The sequence below is a fragment of the Corallococcus silvisoli genome (assembly GCF_009909145.1).
Lineage (GTDB): Bacteria > Myxococcota > Myxococcia > Myxococcales > Myxococcaceae > Corallococcus > Corallococcus silvisoli.
This window is the reverse complement of the sequence record NZ_JAAAPJ010000001.1, coordinates 1,125,356-1,144,300: the sequence shown is the minus strand read 5'-3', so window position 1 is coordinate 1,144,300 and position 18,945 is coordinate 1,125,356. Positions and strand designations below refer to the sequence as shown.

At 71.6% G+C, this 18,945-nt stretch carries 13 protein-coding genes; 5 read left to right on the top strand and 8 right to left on the bottom strand.

Annotation, left to right across the window (positions count from 1 at the left end; translation table 11 throughout):
• The first annotated feature begins 57 nt into the window (after positions 1-57).
• Complete coding sequence (locus GTY96_RS04550) at positions 58-1,467, top strand: FAD-dependent oxidoreductase (RefSeq protein ID WP_143898770.1); 1,410 nt, start codon at positions 58-60, stop codon at positions 1,465-1,467.
• Here the strand turns inward: GTY96_RS04550 and GTY96_RS04545 are convergent.
• Genes GTY96_RS04545 through GTY96_RS04535 form a run of 3 tightly spaced genes read right to left on the bottom strand, consistent with a single transcriptional unit; the run spans position 1,407 to position 6,165 of the window.
• Positions 1,407-2,606 carry a glycosyltransferase gene (locus GTY96_RS04545; protein WP_143898769.1) on the bottom strand — a complete coding sequence of 400 codons (1,200 nt, stop codon included), beginning with the start codon at positions 2,604-2,606 and terminating at the stop codon, positions 1,407-1,409. The two genes, GTY96_RS04550 and GTY96_RS04545, sit on opposite strands and share 61 nt — an antisense overlap.
• Positions 2,603-4,861 carry an MMPL family transporter gene (locus tag GTY96_RS04540; RefSeq protein ID WP_143898768.1) on the bottom strand — a complete coding sequence of 753 codons (2,259 nt, stop codon included), beginning with the start codon at positions 4,859-4,861 and terminating at the stop codon, positions 2,603-2,605. Before GTY96_RS04540 ends, GTY96_RS04545 begins: the two co-directional genes overlap by 4 nt.
• Positions 4,858-6,165, bottom strand: a complete 1,308-nt coding sequence (locus tag GTY96_RS04535; RefSeq protein ID WP_143899106.1) for a hydroxymethylglutaryl-CoA reductase, degradative — start codon at positions 6,163-6,165, stop codon at positions 4,858-4,860. Before GTY96_RS04535 ends, GTY96_RS04540 begins: the two co-directional genes overlap by 4 nt.
• A gap of 365 nt (positions 6,166-6,530) precedes the next feature.
• Here GTY96_RS04535 and GTY96_RS04530 point away from each other — a divergent pair, with 365 nt between their 5' ends.
• Complete coding sequence (locus GTY96_RS04530) at positions 6,531-6,923, top strand: VOC family protein (RefSeq protein ID WP_328700764.1); 393 nt, start codon at positions 6,531-6,533, stop codon at positions 6,921-6,923.
• Between the two features lie 192 nt (positions 6,924-7,115).
• Here GTY96_RS04530 and GTY96_RS04525 read toward each other — a convergent pair whose 3' ends face one another.
• Together GTY96_RS04525 and GTY96_RS04520 are read right to left on the bottom strand one after the other, a co-directional pair.
• Positions 7,116-7,592, bottom strand: a complete 477-nt coding sequence (locus GTY96_RS04525; protein WP_143899104.1) for an SMI1/KNR4 family protein — start codon at positions 7,590-7,592, stop codon at positions 7,116-7,118.
• A 13-nt stretch (positions 7,593-7,605) separates the two neighbouring features.
• Complete coding sequence (locus tag GTY96_RS04520; RefSeq protein WP_235685316.1) at positions 7,606-8,046, bottom strand: hypothetical protein; 441 nt, start codon at positions 8,044-8,046, stop codon at positions 7,606-7,608.
• Between the two features lie 535 nt (positions 8,047-8,581).
• Here GTY96_RS04520 and GTY96_RS04515 point away from each other — a divergent pair.
• Positions 8,582-8,998 carry an EamA family transporter gene (locus tag GTY96_RS04515; RefSeq protein ID WP_143898766.1) on the top strand — a complete coding sequence of 139 codons (417 nt, stop codon included), beginning with the start codon at positions 8,582-8,584 and terminating at the stop codon, positions 8,996-8,998.
• A gap of 7 nt (positions 8,999-9,005) precedes the next feature.
• Here GTY96_RS04515 and GTY96_RS04510 read toward each other — a convergent pair whose 3' ends face one another.
• Together GTY96_RS04510 and GTY96_RS04505 are read right to left on the bottom strand one after the other, a co-directional pair.
• The gene (locus tag GTY96_RS04510; RefSeq protein WP_161663947.1) at positions 9,006-10,451 is read right to left on the bottom strand and encodes an HTTM domain-containing protein; all 1,446 of its coding nucleotides are present in this window, start codon (positions 10,449-10,451) and stop codon (positions 9,006-9,008) included.
• A complete protein-coding gene (locus GTY96_RS04505) occupies positions 10,444-11,664 on the bottom strand; it encodes an imelysin family protein (RefSeq protein WP_161663946.1) in 1,221 nt (406 codons plus the stop codon). Before GTY96_RS04505 ends, GTY96_RS04510 begins: the two co-directional genes overlap by 8 nt.
• A gap of 181 nt (positions 11,665-11,845) precedes the next feature.
• On the opposite strand from GTY96_RS04505, the gene GTY96_RS04500 reads away from it, so the two are divergent.
• A complete protein-coding gene (locus tag GTY96_RS04500) occupies positions 11,846-13,372 on the top strand; it encodes an NHL repeat-containing protein (protein ID WP_143898763.1) in 1,527 nt (508 codons plus the stop codon).
• 118 nt (positions 13,373-13,490) lie between these two features.
• Complete coding sequence (locus tag GTY96_RS04495; RefSeq protein ID WP_161663945.1) at positions 13,491-15,872, top strand: TonB-dependent receptor family protein; 2,382 nt, start codon at positions 13,491-13,493, stop codon at positions 15,870-15,872.
• Here GTY96_RS04495 and GTY96_RS04490 read toward each other — a convergent pair.
• Positions 15,869-18,931, bottom strand: a complete 3,063-nt coding sequence (locus tag GTY96_RS04490) for an efflux RND transporter permease subunit (RefSeq protein WP_161663944.1) — start codon at positions 18,929-18,931, stop codon at positions 15,869-15,871. The two genes, GTY96_RS04495 and GTY96_RS04490, sit on opposite strands and share 4 nt — an antisense overlap.
• Between the last annotated feature and the right edge of the window lie 14 nt (positions 18,932-18,945).

Genomic DNA, 18,945 nt, shown 5'->3' with positions numbered 1-18,945 from the left:
TGGCTAACTCGTCCATGACAGGACAGACCAGGTGTCTTCAGACCGAGTGGGGGCCGTGTGTTGGACGTCGACGTCGTGATTGCCGGTGGTGGGCCCGCGGGGTGCTCGGTGGCGGCGGCGCTCCACGAGCTGGGCTTGTCCGTCATGCTGCTGGACGCGGGCGTGGACCGGCACAAACAGCTCGCGGGCGAGCTGCTTCACCCTCCCGGGGTGCGGGACCTGCGCGCGCTGGGCTTCGGGGACGTCGTGGATGCCTGGACGGCCCAGCCGGTGCGCGGCTTCGCGGTGCGCTTCCATGCCCCCGCGCGCACGCTCCTGCTGCCCTACGGGAACGGGGTCACGGGCCTGTCGCTCGAGCATGCGGCCCTCACCGTTCCCCTCCTGGAGTCGGTGGCCCGGAGGCCCGGCGTCACCGTGCGCACCCGGGCCCGCGTGACGGCCGTGGAGCACAACGACACGCACGGCGTGCGGGTGCGCTTCTCCCATGAAGGGGCCGAGCACACCCTGAGCGCCCGGCTGCTCGTGGCCGCGGACGGACGCGCGTCGCCCGTGCGGCGGATGCTGGGCATCGCCGAACACCTCACGCGCATCTCCACCATGCTGGGCGTCACCGTGGACAGCGCCTGCCTGCCCTACCCCGACCACGGACACCAGTTCGTGGGCGGCCCCGTGCACGCGCTGGCCTACGCCATCCAACCCGGCGTGGCGCGGGTGATGGTGGATCTCCCCCTGGGCAGCACGGCCCAGATGTTGAGGGCCCATCCGGAGTACCTGCTCGCGCTGCCCGCCCGGTTGAGGGATGAGGTCCGGCAGGCGCTGGAGCAGCAGCCCACGCCGCGCATGGCCTCCAACGACGACCGGCTGTCGGAGACCGTCTGGATGGGGAGCGCCGTGCTGGTGGGCGACGCCGCCGCGTGCTGCCATCCGCTCACCGCGAGCGGCATGGCGTCGTGCTTCCACGACGCCCGCGCATTGCAGGAGGCCCTGTACCACCACCGGGGGAACATCCCCCGGGCGCTCGAACACTACGCGCACGAGCGGCGGCCGGCGCAGCGCACCCGCGTCGCGCTCGCCTCCGCGCTCTACAGCGCCTTCGCGGGGCAGGACGACGGCATGCGGGCGCTGCGCCTGGGCCTCTTGCACTACTGGCAGTTCAGCCCCCGCGGCGCGCGCGCCTCCATGGCCCTGCTCTCCTCCGAGGAGCCCCGCATGCGGGTGATGGCCCGCGAGTACCTGAGCGTCGTGGGCCACGCCTTCGCGGCGATGCTCTCGCCGAGCGGACCGGGCGGGAACCTGCGGTCCGCCGCGCCGCTGCTGCGCTCGGCCGGACCGCCGCTCCGGAGCACCGTGGCGAGCGCGGTGGAGCAGATGGGGAGTTGGCTGCATCGTCGCGTCCGCCGTCCCGTCTACACGCTGGCCCGGGCGGGCTGGGCCTCCCCCAGGCGAGCCTTCGCATCCAACCGGTAGCCGCGGCCGCGCCAGTCCACGTCGCGAGACAGCCGCGTGGACAGCGCCACGCCCGCGCCCAGCAGCGGCAGCACCGCCGGGACCCAGAAGTGCCGGGGCGCGACGCGGGGCCCGTGGCAGGCGCGCTGCAACCGCAGCTGGCTCCACACGGAGAAGCCAATCGGCAGGGCCGCCAGGGCCGCGGGCCCCCAGGCCCTTCGCGACGCCGCCGTCACCAGGCCGCCCCACGACAGCCAGCCCACCAGCCCCCGCACCCAGTTGGGCCGCGCGAAGGCCCAGGGCAGCCCCGCCTCCGAGAAGAGGATCCACCGCCGGAAGATGCGCAGGAAGGCGCGCAGCTCCAGGTTCCCCGTGACGATGCGCAGGGGCGCGTGGATGACGCGGTTCTTCCACCCGGCCTCGTGCAGCCGGCGCCCCAGGTACATGTCATCCACGAACTGCCCGGCGGCGCAGCCCACGCCCCCGATGGCCGCGAGCGCTTCGCGGCGGAAGACCATCAGCTGCCCCATGATGAAGGGCAGCGCGCCATCCGGCCCCGCCGTGCGCGCCACCGACGCGCCGTACCACGCGTTCACCAGCAGCCCGTAGCCCACGTCGCCCGCGAGGGGCGTGTCCGCCGCCGCGTACACCGGCGCGAACGTGGCGCCCGTGCGCGCGTCCTCCAGCAGGGCCCCCACCAGCGCCGTCAGGCCGCCGGGTTCGGGGCGCGTATCCGAGTCGCTGAAGGCCAGCAGGTCTCCCCGGGCCCGGGCCACCCCCACCTGCATGGCGTTGAGCTTGCCCGTCATCCCCTCCGGGGGCTCGCCCGCCACGATGAGCGCCACCCGCTTCGCGCGCGTCGGGTGCGAGCCCACCTCCTCCCGCGTGGGAGCGAACGCCGGGTCGTCCTCGCTGTCGAAGATGAAGAGCACCTCCCACTCGCCGGGGTAGTCCAGGTCGAGCAGCGCGCGCACGTTGGCGCGCGCCTCCACGTCCAGGCCGCGGATGGGGCGGATGACCGTCACCGACGGCGGGTCGAACCGCTTCCCGGAAGGCGCCGGGCGCCGCCGGACGCCCGCCATCAGCCCCAGGTGCCCGTGCATCAACAGACCGAGCGCCGCCGCCCCCGCCGCCGCCCATCCCAGGTCCCGCGCGTTCATGGCCTCACCTCCGTCCCCTCCGCCCGCACGTGCGGACGCCCGCGATGACCGGGCCCCCACCAGTTCAGGTCCCCCATCAGGCGCATCATCGCGGGGACGATGAGCACGCGGACCAGCGTCGCATCCAGCGCGACCGCGATGGCCATGCCCACTCCCATCGCCTTCACCACCACCACCGACGCCAGCGAGAAGGCCGCGAACACGGCCACCATGATGGCCGCCGCGCTGGTGATGAGCCCGCCGGTCCGCTCCAGCCCCTCGGCCACGGCGTGGGTGTTGTCCCCCGTGCGCAGCCACTCCTCGCGGATCCGGCTGAGCAGCAGCACCTCGTAGTCCATGGACAGGCCGAACAGGGCGCAGAAGAGCAGGATGGGCAGCGACGGTTCGATGGGGCCGGGCTCGAAGCGCAGCAGCCGGTGCAGGTGTCCCTCCTGGAAGATCCACACCAGCGCCCCGAACGACCCGGCCAGCGACAGCACGTTCATCAGGAGCGCCTTCAGCGGCAGCACCACCGAGCGCAGCAGCACGAAGAGGACCAGGCACGTCATCCCCATCACGAACCCCACCGCCGCGGGCGTGTGGTGGCGCACGAAGGCCCCGGCGTCCACGTCCGTGGCCGTCTGGCCCCCCACCACCCAACGACCATCGCCCACGACGCGGTTCTCGCGCAGCGTCCGGACCAGGTCCCGCGCCTCGCGGCTGCTGGGCGGCGCGGACGTCAGCACCTGCATCACCGCCACGCTCCCGGTGAGGTACGCGGCCCGGGAGGCGGCCAGCTCCGGTGGCATCGCCTGGGGAGGCGCCGCCGCGAGCCGCTGCACCGTCGCGCGATCCATCCCGGGCACCAGGTCCACCGCGCTCTCCACGCCCAGCACGCCGGGCAGGGCCGCGATGCGGCGGCTGGCATCGAAGAGGGCTCCGGCGCGCTCCGGCGTCAGGGGGTTCCCCGACGGAAACTCCACCGCCACCAGTACACGCGTGGCGGCCTCACGCGGGAACAGGCGGGCCAGCCGCTCCGCGCCCTGGCGCGCCGGCGTGTCCTCGGGCAGCGCCGTGATGTCCGTGGCCGCCAGCTCCAGCCGCCGGAACGGCAGCCCCATGGCCAGCAGGAGCGCGAGCGTGGGCAACAGCACCCACCAGGGATGCCGCATCACCCAGGTGGCCAGCGCATGCCAGAGGCCGCCGCGCCCCGCTCCGCGTGTGAACGGCAGCCTCCCCCGGTCCACCCTCGGCCCCAGCCACGAGAGCAGCGCGGGCAACACCGTGAGCGCGAAGAGCACGGCGAAGGCCACCACCAGCGCGCCCCCCAGCCCCATGGCGCTCAGGTAGGAGCCGCGAAAGAAGAGCAGCCCGCCCAGCCCCACGGCGACGGCCAGCCCGGAGAACGCCACCGCCCTCCCGGCGGTGTCCAGCGTGCGCATCAAGGCCCGCTCCGTCGTGAGTCCCGCGGCGAGCTCCGCGCGGAAGCGGCTCACGATGAAGAGCGAGTAGTCGATGGCCACGCCCAACCCGATGAGCGACACCACGTTGAGCGTGTACTGGGCCATGTTGGTGTACCGCGACAGCAGCAGCACGCCCGCCACGCCGCAGAGCACCGCCAGCCCGCCCACCACCAGCGGCAGCACGGCCGCCACCACCGTCCGGAACACCCACAGCAGCACCACCAGCGCCAGCGGGAACGAGAGCAGCTCCGCGCGCAGCAGGTCGTGCTCCAGCAGCTGGTTCAGCGCGTCCAGGAAGGCCACCTTGCCGGTGAGCGTCGTCTGGAAGCGGGGATCCTCCAGCGCCTCCCGCACGGCGGGGAACGCGGCGGTCGCCTCGCGCTCACCGCCCTTGAGCCGCACCAGCGCCAGCAGGTCATGCCCCGTCTTCGCCACGAAGCGGGCGCGGATGGCCGGCGGCGCGTCCACGGGCGACACCACCGATTCGACCTCCGGCAGCCGCCCCACGCGCGCCAGCACCTGCGTCACCGCCTGGGTGAAGCGCGGGTCCTCCGCCGTCCAGTCGTCGCGGTGGAAGATGACGGCCAGGGTCTGGTCGTTCGACCCCGCGGCGGCGCCCCGGGCCAGCGACTCGGCCCGCGCGGCCTCGATGCCGTCGATGGTCCCCGTGGTGAGCGCCCCTCCCTGGAGCAGCAGCCAGAGCGCCGCGGCCAGGAGCGCGAGGGTGCCCGCCAGCACCCGGCCCCGGTGCCGGTGCACACCCGAGGCCCACCTGGTGAATACGGAGGGCGCGTCCCCCGCCGGCTCGTTCATGGCGCGGGAGCCTCCTGGAGGGAGGCGAGGATCTCCCGCGCGGTCTCCACCTTGACGCTGCCGCGCTCCACGAGCAGCACCGCCACCTTCTCCACGTCCATGCCGCGCGCGCCCGCGGTGACCGCGACACACCGCGCGTGCAGCGCCATGTGGCCCTTCTGGATGCCCACCGACCCCAGGGCGCGCACCGCCGCGAAGTTCTGCGCCAGCCCCACCGCCGCGAACACCATGGCCAGCTCGCGCACGGAGCCGACGCGAAGCAGCTTGAGGCCCAGTTGGGCGCCGGGGTGCACCTGGATGGGCCCGCCCACCATGCCCAGCGCCAGCGGCAGTTCGATGCGCCCCACCAGGTGGCCCTGCTCCAGCGTCCAGCGCGACAGCGGACCGTAGCGGCCCTTGCGGCACGCATAGGCGTGCGCGCCGGCCTCGATGGCCCGCCAGTCCTGGCCGGTGGCGATGGCCACCGCGTCGATGCCGTTCATCACGCCCTTGTTGTGCGTGGCGGCGCGGTAGGGGTCGGCCTCCGCGAAGCGGCTCGCCTGGAGGATGCCCTCCGCGATGTCCTCGCCCGGCAGGTCGAAGTCCGCCAGCGCCTCCACTGGGATGCGGCAGGAGGCGCGCGCCAGCCGCTGGTCGGCCAGATTGGAGAGGATGCGCACGAAGACGCGGCCTCCGGTGAGCTGCTCGATGAGCGGCGCCACGCCCTCCGCCATGGTGTTGATGAGGTTGGCGCCCATGGCCTCCCGCGTGTCGACCACGAGGTGCACGATGAAGAGCGGTTCACCCTGCGGGCCCTCGGGCGCGGGCAGGATGCGCACCTGCACGTCGCGCGCGCCGCCGCCCCGCCGCTGGAGCGCCGGGTGGAAGCTGTTGGCCAGGGCGAGCAGCTGCTCCCGGGCCGCCAGCAGGCGCTCCCGGGCGACCTCCGGCACGCCGTAGCGGGTGAGCTGCACCTGACCAATCATCAGGGAGGGGTCCGCGTCCGCGGTGAAGCCGCCCGCCTCGCGCACCACCTTCGCCGCGAACGACACCGCGGCCACCACCGACGGCTCCTCCACCGCCATGGGCACCAGGTGATCACACCCGTTGACGGTGAGGTTCAATCCCAGACCCAGCGGCAGGGCGAACACCCCCACCGCGTTCTCGATCATCTGGTTGACGATGTCGAAGGAGGGCGTGCCCAAGGCCCGCAGCACCCGCAGGTCCTCCGGTGAGACGTCGCCTCGCCGCGCCAGTTCCCGCCACCGCGAATCCATGTCGCGACGGTGAAACCCCGGCAGGCGCGACGACGGTCTGTCCGGAATGAGCTCCGGCAATCCCTCGTCCCCCAATCCCGACATTGATGCCCCCCCGCGATGGATCCATTCCGCCCCAGGGAACTGGTGACGGACGAGGGCATTGGACAGGGGGCGGCGCGACTTTCATCCCTTGGGGCGGTCCAGGACCGGACGACAGGGCCCGCGATGTGGACCGACAGGCGTTCGCGCGGCATGCCTGCCCCTCCCTCCAGGATGGCGCGACCGTCGTGGATCCGCCCGGGCCCACCCGCGCGAGTGGCTTCACGCTGGAGTCACCCGCGGACGTGGATGAGGTGATTGTCCGGCCGACCGTTGGGACAGGGACACAGGCGGCGTGAGCGGACTGGAGCGGCCAGCCCGCGTGGAGTGGGATGGCCTCAATGATCGACCACACGGGCATCGGGGTGGCGGACATGGCCCGCTCCGCCGCCTTCTACGACGCGGCGCTGGGCGCGCTCGGCCTCCACCGGGTCATGCAGCTTCCAGAGGGCGAGGGCAGCGACGGCATTGGTTACGGCCGCGCCCATCCCGTCTTCTGGATTGATCGCTTCCATCCTCCTGGTGTGAAGCAGCACACGGCCTTCGCGGCAGGAAGCCGCGCCCAGGTCGACGCCTTCCACGCGGCGGGCCTCCGAGCGGGCGGCACGGACAACGGTCCGCCGGGACTTCGCGACCCCGCCATGGGTTATCCGCCCGGGTATTACGCCGCGTTCGTCCTGGATCCGGACGGCAACAACATGGAAGCCGTCTTCCGCGAGCGCTGAAAGCCGAGCAGTTTGAAGGCTGGAGGGAGTGTTACTGGCAGGGGGCGCGATGTCGGGTTGCTTCGCGGCTGATGGATGAAAGCCGAGAGCAGTTGGCCGAAGCGAATCCGGAGTGTGCGTGCGCGGTGGCACCGCCGCCCGTGCCGCAGGCGGCACCGCGTCAGCAGGACAGCAAGGCGCCGCGCCTTGGCCTCACTGCCCCTCTTCTTCGATGGATTTCAGCCAGTATGACCTCCCAGCGGCCGCCAGCGCGCCCGCCAGGAACTCCGCGAACGAGTGGGCGATGACCGGGCAGTAGTACGGGTCCGGAAATCCCTCGCGATATCCATCGCGGAGGGGATAGCGCCCATCGAACTGTTGCCCCACGTCCAGGAGCACGTAGTTGCTGTCCTGGAGCTGGCACACCGCGTACCAGGACGCGGGGCCCGCCGCGTCAGTGTCGGCTTGGGACATGACCACCCGAGCGCGACGCACCTCTGCGAGTGGCAGGATCTGGTAGGGCGCGTTGGAGCCGCGGAACAGCTTCGCTCCATCGAAACGCGAGTAGAAAGCACGCAGGTCCGGGTCCAGGCGCCATCCCATGCGATGCTCGAACGCCTCGACCGCCGCGGCCGTCGCGGGCGGGTGCGGATAGTGCTGGGCCGCCACGACGTTCAGGAGTTCGGTCATCGTCGGCATGTGGCTACTCTCCGTAGGGGTAGCTGCCCCCGACGCTCGTCCACGGGGGCTGTCCCGCGTAGCACTGGTTGTAGACCTGATTCAGGCCGGAATGCAGTTCGGACGGATAGGGGATGATGTTGTCCCAGTCGGTCGGGTTACCGCCGTGCTTGAGGTCGCGGATGTGGTGGGCCGGATAGTTGTTCCCGCTGGCGTCGGTGGGCCACTGGCCGAACTTCTCTGCCCAGCGCTCGCGGAAGCCATCGCGGATGGACTCCCAGCGTCCCCGCGCCGTTGCGTTCTGGCTGACGCTCAGGGCCGGATAGTTACAGCAGCAGTTGGTGATGCCGAACCTGGAGCCCGCACGGACCACGTCGCCGTCGAAGTCCATCTTCACGTCCGCGAGCCAGACGCATCCCTGGAGCGCGAATCCATCCCCGGTGCACTTATCGCGGCAGTAGTTCATGAGCTGCTGACTGCACTGCCACGGGCCGTAGAAGATGTTTGTCCTGAATTGCCCGCCACCTGGGACCGTGACCTGAGGGCCCACCCATCTGCGGACGCCGCTCGCCGTGGACATGGCGCCTTCGGCGCATGCAGACAGGGACAGCGCTCCAGCCAGATGGACAGCGAGGCGGAGCCGCCAACGCGCGGCAATCGTGGTTGTCATGCTGCGCACGGTAGCGAACGGCACCGACGCGCTCGCTGCGCTGCCCCCAGGGCTCGGCAGGGATGCGTTCAGGCACGCTCTGGCCACGGAGTAGGTGTTGGAAGGCGGGCCGCACGGTGGAGGACGTGATGGGCGTGCGGGCGGCACGGACAACGGTCCGCCGGGACTTCGCGACCCCGCCACGGGTTATCCGCCCGGGTATTACGCCGCGTTCGTCCTGGATCCGGACGGGAACAACATGGAAGCGGTCTTCCGCGAGCGCTGAAAGCCGCGAGAATGACGGGCACGGCGGAGCCGTCACTGGAGTCGGGCCCGCGCCCAGGAGTCACACATGACGTGGTGGATCTACGCCCTGGCCTCCGCGGGTTTCGCCGCGCTGACGGCCATTCTCGGCAAGGTGGGCGTGGAGGGAGTGCCCTCGACGCTCGCCACCGCCCTGCGCACCGTGGTGGTGCTCGCCTTCGCCTGGACCATCGCGTTGGCCCGGGGCGAGGGGGCGGCGCTCCCCACCCTCAGCCGGCGCACCCTCCTCTTCCTCGCGCTCTCCGGCGTGGCCACGGGCCTGTCGTGGCTCGCCTACTTCCGCGCGCTCCAGCTCGCGCCCGCCTCGCGGGTGGCCCCCATCGACAAGCTCAGCCTGGCGCTCACGCTCGTGCTGGCGTGGGGCCTGCTAGGCGAGCCCATGTCGTGGAAGCTCGTCGTGGGCGTCGGGCTGATGGTCTGCGGTGCCCTGCTGACCCTGGGCTGACGGGACGTCAGGCGCCAGGGCTCCGCGCCTGCGAGGCGCGCGTGGGACGCAGGTGCACCGGCGGCCCCTCCGGCGCGGGGAGGATCCACGCCTTGGGTCCCAGGCCGTCCTCCTCCTTCGACAGATCCACCGTGGGGTCCACCAGCCGCTCCGACATCCGGCCGTTCAGGGACACGCGGACGTCGGCCCGCACCTCCACGGGGTGGTGCGTGGTCGCCTCGAAGTCCCGGGCGATGCGGTGGGCCAGTTGCAGGATGAGGTCCGGCTGCACCGCCATCTCCCGCTCCTGAAGCCGCGTGAGGTACTGGCTGGGCGGCACGTGCCACTCGCGGCCGGTGACGCTGTCGCGCACCATGAACGTCGCGCTCCCGTTCTTCTCCCGCGTCATCACCCGCCACGAGAAGCGCATCCCCTGCTCGTGCCAGAGCACGTTGCCCCCGTACGCGTGGGTGCGCAGCGGCAGCGCCAACTGGAGGAGCGCGTAGACCGCCGCCGCCCCCAGCGCCAGCTGGCCCTTCCAGCCCGGCGCCACCGCCGCCGTGGGCGGGATTGGGGGAGCGGGGACGGGCCGCCGCCGCACCCGGGCGAGGAGCGCGCGCGGCCACGACGGGTCGAAGAACACCAGCGCCCCCGTCACCATGATGAAGGGGAACATCCCGATGGGGAACAGCACGAACGTCACCGCGTGGAACCCCAACACCACGACGTACGCGAAGGGCCGCGTGCGACGCCACAGCAGGAACAGCACGATGGTGCTGTCGAAGAGCATCCCGCCCCAGGCCGCCGCGTAGGCCACCCAGCGCTGCTCCAGCAGGGGCCCCACCCACGGCAGTCCCGTGCGGGCGGCCAGCCAGATGTTGAGCGGCTGCGCGTGCACCAGCCAGTCGTTCGTGACCTTCGCCAGCCCCGCGAACACGTAGACGACGGACACCTGGAAGCGCAGCAGCACCGTGCACCACGCCGGCAGCCAGTCGCTCCGCAGCGCGGGCTTGCGCCACGCGTCCACGGAGAAGGCCCGGTGCGCCGGCACGAAGCACAACAGCGCCAGCAGCAGGCTCACGAGGTAGTAGTGGTTGAGGTAGTTCGTCACGTCCAGCAGCTGCACGTACGCGAACACCGCGAAGAGCAGCACCACCGTGACCCGGTAGAACAGCCCCACCATCAACAGCACCCCCAGCACGCCCAGCGCCACGAAGAGCGCGGGCATCCAAGGGCCTGGGATGACGGGCACCCAGCCGAACCCCCAATAGGTGAAGCGGAACCGAGGCTGCGCGAACAGCACGCCCACCCAGCCGTAGGCCAGGAAGCGCACCGCCGAAACGGCGATGAGCAGGCCCAGCGCCACCCGGAACGCCGCCAGCGCGGCGATGTCCCGGGGCGACAGCAACCACGCCCACACCCGCGCCACGGGGCGCGAGGACGTCACGCCCCCGGCGCCAGGCGCGTCAGTCATTGTCTCCCTCGAGGCCCGCGGGCGGCTCCAGGTCCAGCGTGGTGATGAAGTCCGTCTTCAACAGGTCCGTGATGCCCTTGAACTCGGTGTAGACCGCCTGCACGGACGCCTTGTCCTGCGCCAGCGCCTGCCGCAGGTCGTCCTCCTCCACCGCGGCCAGCGCCGCCTCCGCCTCCAACACCTGCTGCCGCAGCCGCGTGGCCACCGCCTCCGCGCCCGCCGCCGCCAGCACGTCGTCGAAGCCGATGCCCGTGTAGTCCGGCCCGCAGCCGTCCACGATGCGCCGGAAGCCCACCAGGTTCAGGTGCAGGTTCTGCTTCGAGCGGCCCGCGAACTGCGACTCCAGCAGCTCCGGACAGGTGTCCGACGCGCAGTCGCGCAGCGCCAGCGGACGCGCCAGCTTCTGGTCCTTGCCCTCGCGCTCCACGTAGAAGAGCGCGTCGCTCATCGCGTTGAGCGCCACCTGCGTCGTCGGGAACACCTTGTTGCCGGAGCCCGCCGTCGCCAGCGTCTTCAGGAAGTCGCCGCTCTCCGGCGCCCACGCATCCACCAGCGCCTGCGCGCGATTGCGCACGTCCGCCGCCACCACCGCCGCGTAGGCCCGCTTGCGCGCCGCCCGCTCCTCCGCGGACAGCGCCGCCCACGTGCCCTGCGCCACGATGGCGGAGTTGGGCCCGCACACCGTCTCCGCGCCCTCGTAGAACAGCAGGTACTCCAGCGCCAGGAACCCGCGCCGCGTCACCAGGCTGGTGGAGAAGCTGGCCGACTCGTAGCCCCTGGAGACGATCTGCTCCTCGATGGAGCACCGGTTGTAGAGCGGGAACGAGTGGATGTTGTCGCGGATCTCCGCGCCACCCGGGCTGCTGCGCGGCGCCGCCGGCCCCACCTGCATCGCCTCCATCGTCTGCCAGACGTCCATCGCCTCATGGAACGCCGTGCGCGCCGCCGCCTGGGCCGCCGCGTCCGGGGCGTCCCGGAGCGCCGCCGTCCTCTGCTCCAACGTCGTGGCCTTGGGCAGGAAGTCCCGCGCCGTCCCCAGGATGCAATCACCCGCCGCCTTCAGCAGGTCGACGCGCACATCCACGCCCTCGGGCGGAGGCGGCACCGGCTTGGGCTTGCCGTCGCTGCACGCCACGCACAGCACCGCGGTGAACGCCAGGGCCCTCACTCCCAGCCAGGAGGGCGCTTCGGGACGGGTTCGAAAGACACTCATGCCCGTCGAAGTACCAGCCAAAGTTGAGACTGACAATCATTCTCGACGCAATGAACAGCACCGTGTGTCAGTCGGCCGATGCCTTGACTTCACCGGACTCGCGGTCTACTCAGGCGCCCCGTCAACGCGTTTGAAAATGAGAATCGTTCTCATTTCAAACGCACCCTACCCGAGGGTTTACATGTCGAATCAGAGGAAGCACCGGAGCTTCAAGAAGCTGCTGCCCAGCATGCTGGTCCTGGGCCTGGCCGTGACCTACCTGGGCGGCTGCGGCGATGACGAAGAGCCCACGCCGACGCCGGACGCGGGCACCCAGACGGATGCCGGCACCGACGCTGGCACCGACGCGGGGACTGACGCTGGCACCGACGCGGGGACCGACGCTGGCACCGTCACGCCGGACACGGACCTGGCGTTCCTGCGGCTGAACGCCAACGGCACGGTGGACAACAGCTTCGGCGCGAACGGCAACGGCATCTCGCGCGTGAACCTGGGCACGGGCGCCGGCACGGTGCGTGACTCCATGTGGGGCATCAGCCGCGACGCGCAGGACCGGCTGGTGGTGTTCGCGACGAAGAAGGCGGAGGGCACGCGCACGGACACCGACCGCGTGGTGGCCCGCCTCACCGCCAACGGCGCGCTGGATGAGACCTTCAACGCGACCCCCGCCGCCAACGCGCGCAAGGGCTTCTACGCGCTGGACATCGGCGGCCTGGGCGACTCCGCGCGCCACGGCTTCGTGCAGGCGGACGGGAAGATCATGTCCGCCGGCTACCTGTCGCAGCCCTCGGGCGTGGGCGCGCAGTCCGCCAACCGCATCGTGCTGCTGCGCCTGGAGAGCACGGGCACGGTGGACAACACGTTCGGCTCCAAGGGCGTGCTGAACTCGGCGCCGTTCGCCACGAACGACCCGACCAAGGAGTGGGGCATCTCCGAGGCCTACGCGGCGGTCCGCCAGTCCACGGGCGCCTACGTCACCACCGGCTATGGCCGCGCGGCGGGCGTGGCGGGCAACACGGTGGACCTCATCTCCTTCCGCTACACGGCGGAGGGGCTGCTCGACACCACCTACGGCACGAACGGCGCGTTCATCCTGGACCTGGCCGGTGACAACGACCGCGGCCGTGACGCGGTGGTGCTGAAGGACAACCGCGTGTTCATGGTGGGCAGCGGGACCCCGACGTCGGGCAACATCGACGCGATGGCGGTGCTGATCACCCCGGACGGCCACCCGGCGGCCGCGGACGGCTTCAACGAGGGCTTCAAGCTCTACTCCTTCGACCGTCCGGACGAGGCCTTCTTCAACGTCGCGAAGGCGGACATCGGCGCCGACGAGTACGTGGCGGCCGCGGGCTACCGCGCGGGTGGCGGACAGGACGACGACGCCATCCTGCTCATCCGCAACATCACGACGGGCGCGGAGTTCGCCGGCGCGGTGCCCTTCTCCGAGACGGAGAACGACCGCTTCTGGGGCGTGACGTTCGGCCCGGACAACAAGGTGTACGCCGCGGGCTTCGTCACCGAAGGGGGTGACAACCGCTTCGCGGTCGCCCGCTTCAACCTGGATGGCACGCGCGACACCACCTTCGGCACCGGCGGCATCGTCACGGTGAACATCATCGCCGGCAAGCTGGACGAGGCCGCGCGCGGCATCACCGTGCAGTCCGACGGGAAGATCGTCGTCGCGGGCGCCGCCGAGGCGCAGTAGACGTCCACGCGGTCGCTGTAGCGGCGGTCTTCCAGGACCGGCGGGGACGCGTCACGCCCCCGTCGGTCCGGTCGGCCGCCGCGCTTCTTCGCACGTTCCTCCGGGAGTCTTCGTCTTCATGGGTGCACCGGCCTGGGCAGTCGCAGTCGTCTCCTTCGTCGTCTCCTCGTCGGCCCTGGCGCAGGCGCCCGCGCCGCAAGAGGCCTCCCCGCCCCCCTCGGAGACCCCGCTGGCACCGCCGCCGGCCTCCGAGCCCGCGCCCGAGCCGGCCGCCGCCGGAGCCCCGTCCGTCCCGGGCTCCGCCGCCGCTGCCGACGCGCCGCTCCAGGCCCCGCCGCCTTCGGAGCCTCCCCTCGCCGGACCCGCGCCGTCCGACGCGCCCGTCGTCGAGGCCCCGCCCACCGACAACCGCCGGTTCGAGAGCGTGGTGGTGGGCACGTCCGAGGCGAAGACGAGCGGCTCCATCCACATCCTCAAGCCGGAGAAGCTCCAGCGCTACGAGCTGGACGACCCCCAGGCCATCCTCCAGTCCGTGCCGGGCGTGTACGGCCGCGGCGAGGACGGCTTCGGCCTGCGGCCCAACCTGGGCCTGCGCGGCGTCAACCCGGACCGCAGCAAGAAGGTGACGCTGCTGGAGGACGGCATCCTCTTCGGGCCGGCGCCCTACTCCGCCCCCGCCGCGTACTACTTCCCGCTGATGACGCGCATGCAGTCGGTGCGCGTGCTCAAGGGCCCCTCGTCCGTGCAGCAGGGCCCGCAGACGGTGGGCGGCTCGGTGGACCTCATCACCCGGGACATCCCCGCGCAGGAGTCGTTCGGCCTGGACGTCGCGGGCGGCCAGTACCTCTACGGCAAGGCGCACGGCTTCTTCGGCGCCAGCACGGAGCGGGCGGGCTTCCTCATCGAAGGCGTGCACCTGCGCAGCAACGGCTTCAAGGACATCGACAACAGCGACGCCACCACCGGCTTCCACCGCAACGAATGGATGGCCAAGGCGCGCTACCGGCTGGTGCCGGACGGGGAGCTGCGCCAGACGCTCCAGCTCAAGCTGGGCTACTCCGACGAGGGCTCCAACGAGACGTACCTGGGCCTGTCGGACGCGGACTTCGCGGCGAACCCGCTGCGCCGCTACAAGGCCAGCCAGTTCGACCACATGCAGTGGCACCGCACCCAGGCGGTGCTCAGCCACGTGCTGGAGGGGCGCGACGTCGCGGTGACGACGTCGCTGTACCGCCAGGACCTGGACCGCACCTGGCGCAAGGTGAACGGCTTCCGGGGCATCTCCATCTCCGACGTGCTGGCGGACCCCACGAGCGCGCGCAACGCCATCTACTACGCCGTGCTCACGGGCGAGCAGGACTCGTCCACGCCCGGTGAGACCATCCTCATCGGCCCCAACCACCGCGTCTTCGTCAACCAGGGCATCCAGAGCATCGCCCGCTGGACGGCGAAGACGGGCCCGCTGTCGCACAACGCCGAGTTCGGCGTGCGCTACCACTTCGACAGCATCGACCGCCGCCACACGCAGGACGGCTTCCGCATGGTCAGCGGCGAGTTGGTCGCCGAGGGCGGCACCACGGAGGTCACCGCCGACAACAAGGACTCCACGCACGCGCTCGCGCTGCACGCGACGGACGCCATCGCCTGGGGCCCGCTGGTGGTGACGCCCGGCGTCCGCCTGGAGATCATCCGCTCCAAGTCCGCGGACAAGCTGGCGGACACCGTGCAGCACGGGTCGCTGGAGGCGCTGATGCCGGGCGTGGGCGTCTATGGCGCGCTCACCCCCGCGCTGGGCCTGTTCGCCGGCGCCTACCGGGGCTTCTCCCCGCCCGCGCCGGGACAGCCCCAGGCCGTGGGTCCGGAGAAGAGCGTCAACTACGAGGCCGGCGCGCGCTGGGCGCGGCGCAGCGAGCGCTTCGAGGTCGTGGGCTTCTTCAACGACTACTCCAACCTCACCGACGTCTGCACCTTCTCCAACGGCTGTCTCAACGACAACCTGGACCGGCAGGTGGACGCGGGCGAGGCGAACATCTACGGCCTGGAGGCCTTCGCGGAGAAGACCTTCCGTCCGGGCGGGGGCATCACCTTCCCGCTGACGGTGGCGTACACGTTCACGCGCACGAAGCTGCTCAACGACTTCCGTTCGTCGGATCCCCAGTTCGGCAACGTGGTGGTCGGCGACGAGCTGCCGTACGTGCCCCACCACCAGCTCTACGCCTCCATCGGCATCGAGGGCGCGCGCTGGGGTGCCTTCATCAGCTCCACCTATCTGGCCAGCATGCGCGAGCAGGCGGGCCAGGGGGAGATCCCCGAGGGCCTGAAGACGGGGGCCCTGTTGACGTTCGACGTGAACGCCAGCTGGAACATCACCCGCTGGGGACAGCTCTACGTGAGCGGCCGCAACATCCTGGATGAGGCCGTCATCGTCGGCCGCCGTCCCTACGGCGCCCGCCCCAACGCGCCCCGCACGCTCATTGGCGGCTTCAAGATCCAGCTCTAAGCCGCCCCCGCTCCCCTCCCGAAGCGCAGGTACAGGGAGGGGACGAGCAGCACGTTGAGCACGGCGGACGACACCAGTCCGCCCAGGATGACCACGGCCATGGGGTGTTCGATCTCCTGCCCCGGCCGCAGGCCCCCCGCCACCAGCGGCACCAGCGCCAGCGCCGTCGTCAGCGTGGTCATCGCCATGGGCTGGAGCCGCTCCAGCGTCCCGCGCAGGACCAGCTCGCGTCCGAACGGGACGCCCTCGCTGGCCTCCAGGTGACGGTAGTGGCTCACCAGGAGGATGCCGTTGCGCGCGGCGACGCCCAGCACGGTGACGAACCCCACCAGTGAGCCCAGCGAGACGACGCCCCCGGTGAGCAGCACCCCCACCACGCCGCCCACCAGCGCGAAGGGCAGCGTCCCCAGGGTGAAGGCCACCAGCCGCGGCGACTGGAAGTCCAGGTAGAGGACCAGGGCGATGCCCAGCACCGCGAGGAGGGAGAAGGCCAGCAGCCGCGTCCGCGCGCCCTGGCGCTCGGCGTACTCGCCCAGGACCTCGGCGTGGTGGCCGACCGGCCAGTCCAGTCCGGAGAGCGCGGCCCGGATGTCGGTGACCACCGCCCCCAGCGCGCGGCCCTGGGCGTCGCAGGTGATGTCCAGCCTGCGGGACGCGCCCTCGTGCTGGATGACGTTCGGGACGGAGACCATCTCCACGCGCGCCACGTCGCCCAGCCGGTAGGGCATGCCCGAGGGGGCCACCAGGCGCAGGGACTTCACGGCGGCCACGTCCTGGCGCAGCGACTCCTCGCCCCACACGACGACATCGAGCGTGCGCTCGTCACGGTACACCTCGCCCACCTTCGTGCCCTGGAGCAGCGTGGCCACCGCGCGCTGCACGTCTCCCGGCGTGAGCCCCAGCCGGCGGCCCGCCTCCGGCTCCAGCCGCACCTGGAGCTGGGGCACCAGCACCTGGGGCTCCACCTTCAGGTTCACCACGCCGGGAATCCCGCGCAGCCTCGCTTCGATGTCGCGGGCCTTGGAGCGGAGCGTGTCCAGGTCCGGCCCCGAGGCGCGCACCACGATGGAGCCGCTCGCGCCGCTGAGCACCTCCTTGATGCGCTCCTGGAGGTACGTCTGCACGTCGCGGTAGAGCCCGGGGTAGCCCTCCACCACCTCGTGGATGCGCTGGACGGTCGCCGGGTAGTCGTCGACGGGGCCCAGGCTGATCCACAGCTCCGCGAAGTTGGGGCCCACCACCTCGTCAGCCACCTCCGCGCGGCCGATGTGCGCGCCGAAGTGCCGGACGCCTGGAATGGCTCGCAGCTCCTCACTGGCGCGCAGCGCCGTGCGGAGGACGGCGTCGCCGGACGTCCCCGGCTTCGCCACCCAGTGCATGAGGAAGTCCGACTCCTGGAAGTGGGGCAGGAACCCCTCGCCCAGCCACGCCGCGAGGAGGCCTCCCGCCAGCAGCACGGCGAGCACGCTCCGGACCGCCAGCTGGGGCCGGTCCATCATCCAGGCCACCAGCGGGCGGATGCGCTCGCGCAGCCATCCTCCCAGCCGGGGCGCCCGCTCCTCCCCCCGCTTCGACAGGAACATGAGGCACAACACCGGGGTCAGCGTGAGCGCGACCGCCATCGACGCGCCCACCGCGAGGACATACGCCACCGCGAGCGGACGGAAGAAGGCGCCGCTCACGCCCTCCAGCAGGAACACCGGCAGGAAGACGAGGACGACGATGACCGTCGCGTAGACGACGGCGCTGCGGACCTCCAGCGAGGCGTCGAGCACCACCTGGAAGGCGGAGCGGGGGCTGCCCAGCGCGCGGTTCTCCGAGAGGCGCCGCTGCACGTTCTCCACGTCGATGATGGCGTCATCCACCACCTCGCCCAGCGCCAGCACCAGCCCCGCGAGCACCATGGTGTCCAGGGTCGCCCCCACCAGGCGCAGGGCGACCACCGCGCCCACCAGCGAGAGCGGGATCGCGACGAGGCTGATGGCCGCCGTCCGCACGTCCTGGAGGAAGGCGAACAGCACCACGATGACCATCACGCAGCCGAGCAGCACGGCGTGCTGGAGGTTCCCCACCGCGGTCTCGATGAAGGTCGCCGGACGGAAGATGCCGGGGACCACGGTGACGCCCTGGAGCGCCGGACGCAGCTGTTCGAGCGCGGCCTCCACCTGCTCGGTGACCTCCAGCGTGTTGCCCCAGGGCTGCTTCTCGACGATGAGGAGGATGCCCGCCTCGCCGTCGACGATGCCCTCGCCGATGGGCGGCGGATGCCCCTCCTGCACCGTCGCCACGTCCGCGAGCCGGATGGACGCTCCGTTGCGGAAGGCCACCGGCACCTCCTCCAGCGCCGCCAGCGTGGTGGCCCCCGGGAGGGTGACCGCCAGCCGCTGGTTGGGCGTGTCGATGAAGCCTCCGGAGGACGGCAGGCTCGCGGCGCGCGCCACCCGGAGCACGTCGTCCAGCTGGAGGTTCGCGGCGCGCAGCCGCTCCGGGTCCACCCTCACCTGGAACTGGCGGTCCCGCTGTCCCCAGATGGCGACGTTCGCCACCCCTGGGATGCCCATCAGCCGGGGGCGGAGGGTCCACCGCGCCACCTCCGACAGCGCCATCCGGTCCAGCGTGTCGGAGCGCAGGCCCACCTTGAGGACCCGGCTCGTCGCCGACACGGGAGAGAGCATCACCGGGGGCCGCGCCACCGAGGGCAGCGTGGCGGCGATGCGCGCCAGCCGCTCCTGCACCAGCTGCCGCGCCCGGAACAGGTCCGAGCCCCGCTCGAAGATGAGCACCACGGAGGAGAGGCCGAGCACGGACTTGGAGCGGAGCGTCTTCAGCGCCGGCACCCCCGCGAGGCCGTTCTCCAGCGGCGTGGTGACCAGCTTCTCCACCTCCAGGCTGGACAGGCCCGGGACCTCCGTCTGGATCTCCACCAGCGGGGGCGCGAACTCCGGGAAGACATCCAGCGGCATGCCGCGAAGGCTCGCGTAGCCCAGCACGAGCAGCAGGGCCGCGGCCGCGATGGGGATGAGCCGGTAGTGGAGACAAGCGGAGATGAGTCGATTCATGTCGAAACCCGGTC

Coding starts and splice junctions, on each gene's coding strand:
- GTY96_RS04545 (WP_143898769.1), bottom strand. CDS start 2,606: ATGAACGCGCGGGACCTGGGATGGGCGGCGGCGGGGGCGGCGGCGCTC.
- GTY96_RS04540 (WP_143898768.1), bottom strand. CDS start 4,861: ATGAACGAGCCGGCGGGGGACGCGCCCTCCGTATTCACCAGGTGGGCC.
- GTY96_RS04530 (WP_328700764.1), top strand. CDS start 6,531: ATGGCCTCAATGATCGACCACACGGGCATCGGGGTGGCGGACATGGCC.
- GTY96_RS04525 (WP_143899104.1), bottom strand. CDS start 7,592: ATGACCGAACTCCTGAACGTCGTGGCGGCCCAGCACTATCCGCACCCG.
- GTY96_RS04520 (WP_235685316.1), bottom strand. CDS start 8,046: ATGAACTACTGCCGCGATAAGTGCACCGGGGATGGATTCGCGCTCCAG.
- GTY96_RS04515 (WP_143898766.1), top strand. CDS start 8,582: ATGACGTGGTGGATCTACGCCCTGGCCTCCGCGGGTTTCGCCGCGCTG.
- GTY96_RS04510 (WP_161663947.1), bottom strand. CDS start 10,451: ATGACTGACGCGCCTGGCGCCGGGGGCGTGACGTCCTCGCGCCCCGTG.
- GTY96_RS04505 (WP_161663946.1), bottom strand. CDS start 11,664: ATGAGTGTCTTTCGAACCCGTCCCGAAGCGCCCTCCTGGCTGGGAGTG.
- GTY96_RS04500 (WP_143898763.1), top strand. CDS start 11,846: ATGTCGAATCAGAGGAAGCACCGGAGCTTCAAGAAGCTGCTGCCCAGC.
- GTY96_RS04495 (WP_161663945.1), top strand. CDS start 13,491: ATGGGTGCACCGGCCTGGGCAGTCGCAGTCGTCTCCTTCGTCGTCTCC.
- GTY96_RS04490 (WP_161663944.1), bottom strand. CDS start 18,931: ATGAATCGACTCATCTCCGCTTGTCTCCACTACCGGCTCATCCCCATC.